Source organism: Miniimonas arenae, from assembly GCF_006351005.1.
GTDB lineage: Bacteria > Actinomycetota > Actinomycetes > Actinomycetales > Beutenbergiaceae > Miniimonas > Miniimonas arenae.
The window spans coordinates 1-1,639 of record NZ_VENP01000121.1 but is presented as its reverse complement, the minus strand read 5'-3'; the positions used below and the strand labels follow the sequence as shown (position 1 = coordinate 1,639).

Here is a 1,639-nt window from a genome sequence, read left to right as displayed (position 1 = left end):
CTAGCCTCGATCTTTCATCGGGCGGGCTCGGTGGACTTGTCGGCGTCGGTGCCGGCTCCTGGTGGTGATTCTGCCCTGTGGGTGTGACGTCGTGCCGCGTGTCGCTCGCGGTGGGCGCCGGTTCCGGCCGGTCGGGGTTCCTCGGGGTCGTGGGTGGTCGGGGGTCCTTGGGTCAGGTCGGTGCGGCAGCCAGGGCCCTGAGGCGCCGGTGCGCGGCGAGCACGATTTCAGCCCATGCGTAGGTCTCCTTGACGTGCAGGATGACGCGGCGGGCGTGTCGGGCGATCGTGGCAGGGGCGGTGAACAGGCGTAGCCGGAGCCGCTTGGGTTCCCAGACCCGGGCGCTGTCCTCGTCGAGTCCGAGGAGGCCGAGCCAGGCCAGGAGATCAGTGGCAAGAGCGACGGCGGCCAGCCAGATCTCGTTCTGCGCGAGGGTCTTCAGGGGGAGGTTGCGTAGCCCGGTGTCTTTCGCGCAGCGGATCCGGTCCTCGCAGCGGGCCCGTCGGCGGTGGCGTAGCTCGAGGACTTGGAGCTGGCCTCGGCGGGTGTTCGTGGTGAACGCGGTGAGGCGGTAGCCCTCGGCGTCATCGAGCCGGTCCTGCGCGACGCGGGCGCCGGGGTGGGGCCGTTCCCGGCGCACGATCACACGCATCCCGGCCGGCCAGCCCGTCAGGTGCCCATGCTGGGTGAGCAGGTTGGTGATGTCGGCGACGTCGGCGTGCTCGTTGACCTCACCGGCCGCGGTCAGCGCCGGAGTCCACCCGCCAGCCCTCGTGACGGCCTGGTAGATCTCGCCCATCTCGGCCCAGGGCAGGGTCCACCCGATCGAGTAGGACAGTCCGCGGCGGGTCAGGAACGTCAGGAACTCGCGGCTCGCTCCGGCGCCGTCGGTGCGGATCATCACCTTCCTTCCCGGGCGGGAGGCGTTGATCCCTGGCACGGCCGCCAGCGCCTGCCTTGTGATCTCGATGTGATCGGCGGCGGTGTTCGACCCGGCGTTCCCCGGCCGCAACAGGGCAGCGAGGAGCTCGCCACTGCCAGCCTGGCCGTGGTCGGCGAACGCGAGCAGGGGGTGGTGCCCGAACGTCCTTTTGAACGTCGGCGCGGCCGCCTCCTTCTCGCTGTGGGAGATGACGATCGTGGCATCCAGATCGATCACCAACGGGTTCGCATCACTGATCCCGTGCAGCGGGGACGCCTGGCCCGCCAGCTCCCAGACCCGGGCCCGGGCCGCCTTACGAGCCTTCGCGATCGCTGGCAGGACCCGGCCCGGTTCCGCTGCCAGGGCCGTGATCGTGCGCGAGACCGTCGCCTCCGAAGCGACCGGCCCGAACACCTCCGGCTCCCCGCGCAGGAGAGCAGCATCCGCGAGACAGTCCCCGCCGAGTGCGAGCGTGAGAGCGAGGTCGGTCAGGACCTTGGCCGGGTCATGCACAGCGCTCGGTCTGCGCCAGCGCTCCAGCCCGGCTGACAGCGCCGAGGACAGGCCGCTGACTGCGAGGACCTCCGTCAGCAGCACCCCGCCCGCAGAACCGACCGCGGCCACCGGCGCGGCATCGACTCGAACACTCGGATACGGGCGGGTAGCGTTCACCACGAAGGTGCTCCTCGTTCTGGTCTGATCTGTCCGTCGCAAGAC

At 70.7% G+C, this 1,639-nt stretch carries 1 protein-coding gene; it reads right to left on the bottom strand.

All coding sequences use genetic code 11. The features are described 5' to 3' along the window. Positions 1–172: 172 nt before the first annotated feature. Positions 173–1,597 carry an IS1380 family transposase gene (locus FH969_RS14855; RefSeq protein WP_108717753.1) on the bottom strand — a complete coding sequence of 475 codons (1,425 nt, stop codon included), beginning with the start codon at positions 1,595–1,597 and terminating at the stop codon, positions 173–175. Positions 1,598–1,639 lie beyond the last annotated feature (42 nt).